Origin of the sequence: Pseudonocardia sp. McavD-2-B, assembly GCF_024124365.1 — a bacterium.
Lineage (GTDB): Bacteria > Actinomycetota > Actinomycetes > Mycobacteriales > Pseudonocardiaceae > Pseudonocardia > Pseudonocardia alni.
The window spans coordinates 1-6,960 of record NZ_JAMXSG010000292.1; the positions used below are offsets into that span (position 1 = coordinate 1).

Sequence of the window (6,960 nt, forward strand, 5' to 3'; positions counted from 1 at the left end):
GCCGCGGCGCTGGCCGGGCGGGTCCTCGACACCGACCCGTTCGCGCCCGCACCGCCCGCGCCCGCCGAGGGTCCCGACCCCGAGCCGTCGTTCGTCGACGGCGGGATCGCCGTGCACGCCGGGGACTGGCTCCCGCCCGGCACCCGCACCGTCGCCGGTGCGCTCGACGCGCTGGCCGCCGTCGCCGACGGGGCCCCAGCGGTCGTCTCGGCCTGGCTGGACCCGGAGTCCGACGCCTCGGTCGCGGTGCTGCGCGGGCCGCTGGTGGCCCGGCTCGGGCTGCCCGTCGCGTTCGGCTGGGCCCCGGCCTGCCGCAGCGGCGACACCGGCGCACCGGACGTCGCGGTGCACTGTCACCTGACCGGGAACGGGCCCGGCGGTGATCTTCCGGGGTCCGTCGGCGCGGACACCGTGCCGCCCGGGCCGGGACTGGATAGCCTGCACGCGGCACAGGCCCGGGCGGTCATCGACGACCAGCGACGCCGGGGACGTCCGGTGCTCCGGCTGCACCTGACCGACCGGCTCGCCGGGCTGGTCACCCTGGCCAGGGCTGTGACATCGACACAGACGTCGACAGAGCCGTGACCCCGGTGCCCCGATCACAAGAACACCAGTACTAGGAGGGGCGATGCCCACCGCGAACGGCGGACGGACCAACCCGCTGCGCGACCCCCGTGACAAGCGGCTCCCCCGGATCGCCGGCCCCTGCGGACTGGTGATCTTCGGAGTGACCGGGGACCTGTCCCGCAAGAAGCTCATGCCCGCGATCTACGACCTCGCCAACCGGGGGCTGCTGCCGCCGGGCTTCGCCCTCACCGGCTTCGCCCGCCGCGACTGGGACTCCGAGGACTTCGGCCAGGTCGTCTACGAGGCCGTGCGCGAGCACGCCCGCACCCCGTTCCGGCAGGAGGTGTGGGACCGCCTCGCCGAGGGCCTGCGGTTCGTCCAGGGCTCCTTCGACGACGACGCCGCCTTCGACGAGCTGGAGCGCACCGTGCGCGAGCTCGACGAGAAGCGCGGCACCGGGGGCAACCACGCCTTCTACCTGTCGATCCCGCCCGGCGCGTTCCCGGTGGTCTGCAAGCAGCTCGCCCGTTCGGGGCTGTCCGCGCAGGAGGACCCGGACGTGTGGCGCCGGGTCGTCATCGAGAAGCCGTTCGGCCACGACCTCGCCTCGGCCATCGAGCTGAACGCGATCGTCAACGACGTCTTCCCCGAGGACTCGGTGTTCCGCATCGACCACTACCTCGGCAAGGAGACCGTCCAGAACGTGCTGGCGCTGCGGTTCGCCAACCAGCTGTTCGAGCCGATCTGGAACGCCAACTACGTCGACCACGTCCAGATCACCATGGCCGAGGACATCGGCCTGGGCGGGCGGGCCGGCTACTACGACGGCATCGGCGCCGCCCGCGACGTCATCCAGAACCACCTGCTGCAGCTGCTCGCGTTCACCGCGATGGAGGAGCCGACGTCGTTCTCCTCCGACGAGCTGCGCGCCGAGAAGATCAAGGTTCTCAAGGCGGTCAAGCTCGCGCACCCGCTCGACGCCACCACCGCCCGCGGCCAGTACGAGGGCGGCTGGCAGGGCGGCGAGGAGGTGCCCGGGTTGGCCCAGGAGGAGGGGTTCGACCCGGAGTCGACCACCGAGACCTTCGCCGCGATCACCTGCGAGGTCGAGAACCGCCGCTGGGCCGGGGTGCCGTTCTACCTGCGCACCGGCAAGCGTCTGGGTCGCCGGGTCACCGAGATCGCCGTGGTGTTCAAGCGGGCCCCGCACCTGCCGTTCGACGCGACGATGACCGAGGAGCTGGGGCAGAACGCCCTGGTGATCCGGGTGCAGCCGGACGAGGGCGTCACCATGCGCTTCGGGTCCAAGGTGCCGGGCAGCCAGATGGAGGTCCGCGACGTCACGATGGACTTCGGCTACGGCAACGCCTTCACCGAGGCCTCCCCCGAGGCCTACGAGCGGCTCATCCTCGACGTGCTGCTCGGCGAGCCGTCGCTGTTCCCGGTCAACGAGGAGGTCGAGCGGTCCTGGGAGATCCTGGACCCGGTCCTGGAGCACTGGGCCGCCGACGCGCGCGGCCCGGACTCCTACCCCGCCGGGTCCTGGGGCCCGGTGTCGGCCGAGGAGATGCTGGCCCGCACCGGGCGCCACTGGAGGCGGCCGTGAGCGCACGGACGGCAGCCGCGGAGAAGACGGAGACCCCATCGTGATCATCGATCTCCCGTCGAGCACCACCTCGGCGGTCAACCGCAAGCTCGTCGAGCTCCGCGAGTCCGGTGGCGTGTTCGCGCTGGGCCGGGTGCTGACCCTGGTCGTCGTCACCGACGACGGCCCGGAACTCGAACGCGCGATCGACGCCGCCAACGCGGCCAGCCGCGAGCACCCCTGCCGGGTGATCGTCCTGGCCCGCGGGCAGCGGCGGGCCTCGCCGCGGCTCGACGCCCAGATCCGGGTCGGCGGCGACGCCGGCGCCAGCGAGGTCATCGTGCTGCGCGGCTACGGCCCGCTGGCGGCCGAGGAGGCGGGCGCGGGCATGGTCATGCCGCTGCTGCTGCCGGACGCCCCGGTCGTCGCGTGGTGGCCGAACGAGGCGCCCGCCTCGCCGTCGGAGGACGCGGTGGGCCGCCTCGCGCAGCGCCGCATCACCGATGCGCTGTCGTCGAAGAACCCGGTGAAGGCGTTCGAGGCGCGCCGCAAGGACTACGCGCCCGGCGACACCGACCTGACCTGGACCCGGCTCACGCAGTGGCGGGCCCAGCTGGCGGCCGCGCTGGACGTGCCGCCGTACGAGGACATCAGCTCCGCGGTCGTCGCCGGGGAGGCGGTGTCGCCGTCCACCGAGCTGATCGCGGGCTGGCTCGCCGCGAACCTGGGGGTGAAGGTGAAGCGCTCTCCGTCGGAGAAGGACAACGGGCTCTCGCTGGTCCGGCTGACGCGCCCGTCCGGTGACGTCGAGCTGGCCCGCCCGGACGGCAAGACCGCCCGGCTGACCCAGCCCGGCCAGCCGGAACGGCTGATCGCGCTGGCCCGGCGGCACGTGTCGGACTGTCTCGCCGAGGAGCTGCGCAGGCTCGACCCGGACGAGGTCTACGCCGAGGCCCTCGCCGGGGTGGCGAAGGTGACCCGCGGCCGCACCCCGGTGAAGGTGCGCGCGTGAGCGCCGCGACACAGGTGCAGGTCGCGGTGCACCCGGACAAGGACGCGCTCGCCGCGGCGACCGCGGCCCGGCTGCTCACCGCGCTGGTGGACCTCCAGGCCGCGGGCAGGGTCCCGCGGCTGGTGCTCACCGGAGGCGGGGTCGGGATCCAGCTGCTGCGCGACGTCGCCGCCTCCGGGGCGCGCGACGCCGTCGACTGGGCCCGGGTGGACCTGTTCTGGGGCGACGAGCGCTTCGTCCCCGCCGACGACGACGAGCGCAACGACCGCCAGGCCCGCGAGGCCCTCCTCGACGCACTCCCGCTGGACCCGGCCCGGGTGCACCCGATGCCCGCGGCCCCGGCGGGCGGCGGCACCCGCAACGACGCCCTCGCCGCGGCCGCCGACTACGCCCGGCTTCTCGCCGAGCTGGCCGGCCCCGACGACGACGGCGTCCCCGCGTTCGACGTGACCCTGGTCGGGATGGGCGAGGAGGGCCACACCCTGTCGGTGTTCCCCGACTCCCCCGCCGTGCACGAGCAGGCGGCGACGGTCGTCGCGGTCTTCGACTGCCCGAAGCCGCCGCCGACCCGGATCTCGCTGACCCTGGCCGCGGCGCGCCGCTCCCGCGAGGTGTGGGTGGTGGCGGCCGGGGCGGGCAAGGCACCGGCCGTCGCGGGTGCGCTCAACGGCACGCCGGAGACCGAGCTGCCGGTCGCTGGGGCCCGTGGCACCGTCACGACCCGCTGGCTGCTCGACACCGAGGCCGCCTCGGACCTGCCCGACGGGTTCGTCGCCCGGGTCTCCTGACGGCGGCCCCCGGATGTGAGATGCCGCGCCCGGGCGGGGTGTCGCACGTGGACCTGCGGTTAGGGTCCCCGTCATGCGTATCGGCACCCCGCTCGGCCCGGACCCCACCCGCGTGCTGCTGCTCGGCTCGGGTGAGCTGGGCAAGGAGGTCGCGATCGCGTTCCAGCGCCTCGGCGTGGAGGTCGTCGCCGTCGACCGCTACCCGCACGCCCCCGCCCATCAGGTGGCGCACCGGTGGCACGCGATCGACATGACCGACCCGGTCACGCTGGCGACGCTCATCGAGCAGGAGGCGCCCGACCTCGTCATCCCCGAGATCGAGGCCATCGCCACCGGCGCCCTGCTGGAGATCGAGGCGGCCGGGACGACCGTGGTCCCCACCGCGCGGGCCGCGAAGCTGACCATGGACCGCGAGGGCATCCGGCGTCTCGCCGCCGAGGAGCTGGGCCTGCCCACCTCCCCCTACGTGTTCGCCGACACCCTCGACGAGGTCCGCGAGGCCGTCGCGACGGTCGGGCTGCCGTGCGTGCTCAAGCCGGTGATGTCCTCCTCCGGCAAGGGCCAGTCGGTCCTGCAGAGCGCCGACGACGCCGACGCCGCCTGGGAGTACGCCCGTACCGGCGCCCGGGTGTCGAACCCGCGGGTGATCGTCGAGGGCTTCGTCGAGTTCGACTACGAGATCACCCAGCTCACCGTCCGGCACGCCGGCGGCACCGCGTTCTGCGAGCCGATCGGGCACCGCCAGGAGAACGGCGACTACGTCGAGTCCTGGCAGCCCCAGCCCATGTCCGACGCCGCGTTGGCCGCCGCCCGCGACGTGTCCGCCCGGATCACCGAGGCCCTCGGTGGGTGGGGCCTGTTCGGGGTGGAGCTGTTCGTCCGCGGCGACGAGGTGCTGTTCTCCGAGGTGAGCCCCCGCCCGCACGACACCGGCCTGGTCACCCTCGCCACCCAGCGGCTCTCGGAGTTCGAGCTGCACGCCCGCGCCGTGCTGGGCCTGCCGGTGGACACCGCGCTGCGCTCCCCCGGTGCGTCGGCGGTGGTCTACGGCGGCACGGAGATGGACGCCCCTGCCTACGAGGGCGTCGCCGACGCTCTCGCGGTCGAGGGCGCGGACCTGCGGCTGTTCGGCAAGCCCACCGCGACCGAGCGGCGCCGGATGGGCGTCGCGGTCGCCCACGCTGACGACGCCGACACCGCCCGGGAGCGCGCGACCCGCGCCGCCGGGCTCGTGCGCCCGGTCCCCCGGGAGCGATGAGTCGGGCGCACCGCGCCGGTCTTCCCCGTGTGACGCCGAGAGCCGGCGTCGCGGGGAGGGGACGACACCATGAAGCCGATCACGCCGTGCCTGTGGTTCGACGGAGTCGCCGAGGAGGCGGCCCGGTTCTACACCGGCATCTTCCCGGACTCGGGCATCGACACCGTCGTGCACTACGGCCCGGAGGTCCCCGACCAGGAGGGCCGGGTCCTGACCGTGGGGTTCCGGCTCAACGGCCAGCCCTGGACCGCACTGAACGGCGGGCCGGTGTTCACCCTCTCCGAGGCGATCTCGATGGAGGTGCACTGCGAGTCCGTCGAGGAGGTCGACCGCTATTGGGACGCCCTGGTCGACGGCGGCGTCGAGCAGCCCTGCGGGTGGCTCAAGGACCGCTACGGGGTGTCCTGGCAGGTGATCCCGCCGGGGGTGCGGGAGTGGCTGACCTCGCCCGACGCCGAGGCCCGGTCCCGGGTCGCGCGGGCCGTGTACGCCACCCACGGCAAGCTCGACGCCGTCGCCCTGGAGAAGGCGTACCGCGGGTAACCTGGTCCGGGTGGCGGCACGGACCGGACTCGTCGTGGCGGGCGCGGGAGCGCGCGGCGCCTACGAGGCGGGTGCGCTGACCGAGCTCCTGCCGCGGATGGCGCGGCGGTGGTCGGCGCCGTCGGTGCTGGTCGGCACGAGCGCGGGCGCGCTGAACGTGGCCGCGCTGGCCGGGCTGTCCGACGTCGCCCCGGACGCCGCGGCCGCCGAGCTCGTCGCCCGCTGGTCCTCGGTGCGCACCGACGAGGTCGTGGCGCTGCCGTCGTCGGCGGTGGAGGCGACCGCGGCCTACCTCGGGGACCTCGCCGGGGTCCCGTCGTGGCTGCGCAGGCTGGTGCTGGTGCCGGACCGGGTGACCCGCCTCCTCGACGCCGACCGGCTGCGCCCGGTGGTGGACCGGGTCGTCGACTGGGACCGGCTGCACGACGCCGTCGCCCGCGGCCGGGTCGACGCCGTCGGGGTGGCGTGCACCGCCGCCGGCACCGGCGGGACCACGGTGTTCGTCGAGCGCGGGCCGGACGTGGCGCTGCCGCCGTACGACCCGGGTCGCGACATCCGCTACGTCGACGCCCGGCTTGGCCCGGACCACCTGCTCGCCTCGGCCGCGGTGCCGGTGCTGTTCGCGCCGCGTCGCATCGAGGGCGAGGCGGCCGGCTGGTATCTCGACGGCGGGGTCCGGCTCAACACCCCGCTCAAGCCCGCACTGCGCCTGGGCGCGGACCGGGTCGGTGTCGTCGCGACGACACCGGACGTCCCGTTCGGCGAGTCCGCCGCGGCGCTGTCCCCGGCGGACCGGGTGCCCGACGTGTACGCGGTCGCCGCGCTGGCGCTGCGGATCGTGCTGGGCGCCGGGGTGACCGAGGACCTGCGGACCCTGCGCGCGGTCAACGCGCTGGTCGACCGCGGCGAGGACCGGCGGCACCGCCGGATCGCGACCTGGTTCGCCGGGCCGCCCGCCGACCGGGCCACCGAGCTGGCGGAGCTGGCCGACGCGGTGCGCCGCCGCGAGTACGGCGGGCTGCGTGCGCTGCGGAACCCGTCGCTGGCCGTGCTGGAACGGCTGGTCGGCGGTGCGGTACCGGACGCCGACACCACCCACGGCGCGGAGCTGCTCAGCTTCCTGTTCTTCGACCCGGTGTTCGCCGCCGCAGCGGCGGACCTGGGCGCGGCGCACGCCGCGCGCGCCGTCGCCCCCGAGGGCGGGGCG

General features: G+C 74.9%; 6 protein-coding genes and 1 pseudogene. All 7 read left to right on the forward strand.

Annotated elements, in window-relative coordinates; all coding sequences use genetic code 11:
* A pseudogene (locus NH602_RS26175) lies at window positions 1–585 on the forward strand (glucose-6-phosphate isomerase); the annotation flags it as partial.
* A 43-nt stretch (window positions 586–628) separates the two neighbouring features.
* Window positions 629–2,173, forward strand: coding sequence for a glucose-6-phosphate dehydrogenase (gene zwf, locus NH602_RS26180; protein ID WP_179762665.1), 1,545 nt, complete (start codon window positions 629–631; stop codon window positions 2,171–2,173).
* Between the two features lie 40 nt (window positions 2,174–2,213).
* Entirely contained in the window at window positions 2,214–3,164 is a 951-nt protein-coding gene (gene opcA / locus NH602_RS26185; protein ID WP_179762664.1) for a glucose-6-phosphate dehydrogenase assembly protein OpcA, read from the forward strand.
* Complete coding sequence (gene pgl / locus NH602_RS26190) at window positions 3,161–3,952, forward strand: 6-phosphogluconolactonase (protein WP_253069176.1); 792 nt, start codon at window positions 3,161–3,163, stop codon at window positions 3,950–3,952. The genes opcA and pgl overlap by 4 nt, the downstream gene beginning before the upstream one ends.
* 73 nt (window positions 3,953–4,025) lie before the next feature.
* Window positions 4,026–5,210: a formate-dependent phosphoribosylglycinamide formyltransferase gene (gene purT, locus NH602_RS26195; RefSeq protein ID WP_253069177.1), complete on the forward strand. Its 1,185-nt coding sequence runs from the start codon at window positions 4,026–4,028 to the stop codon at window positions 5,208–5,210.
* 69 nt (window positions 5,211–5,279) lie between these two features.
* The gene (locus NH602_RS26200) at window positions 5,280–5,753 is read left to right on the forward strand and encodes a VOC family protein (RefSeq protein ID WP_073574715.1); all 474 of its coding nucleotides are present in this window, start codon (window positions 5,280–5,282) and stop codon (window positions 5,751–5,753) included.
* A 10-nt stretch (window positions 5,754–5,763) separates the two neighbouring features.
* Window positions 5,764–6,960: patatin-like phospholipase family protein (locus tag NH602_RS26205; protein WP_253069178.1), on the forward strand; the 1,197-nt coding region annotated here is incomplete at its 3' end.

What these genes read in the sequence shown, in the direction of transcription:
- zwf (WP_179762665.1), top strand. Translation starts at nt 629, where the DNA reads ATGCCCACCGCGAACGGCGGACGGACCAACCCGCTGCGCGACCCCCGT.
- purT (WP_253069177.1), top strand. Translation starts at nt 4,026, where the DNA reads ATGCGTATCGGCACCCCGCTCGGCCCGGACCCCACCCGCGTGCTGCTG.
- NH602_RS26200 (WP_073574715.1), top strand. Translation starts at nt 5,280, where the DNA reads ATGAAGCCGATCACGCCGTGCCTGTGGTTCGACGGAGTCGCCGAGGAG.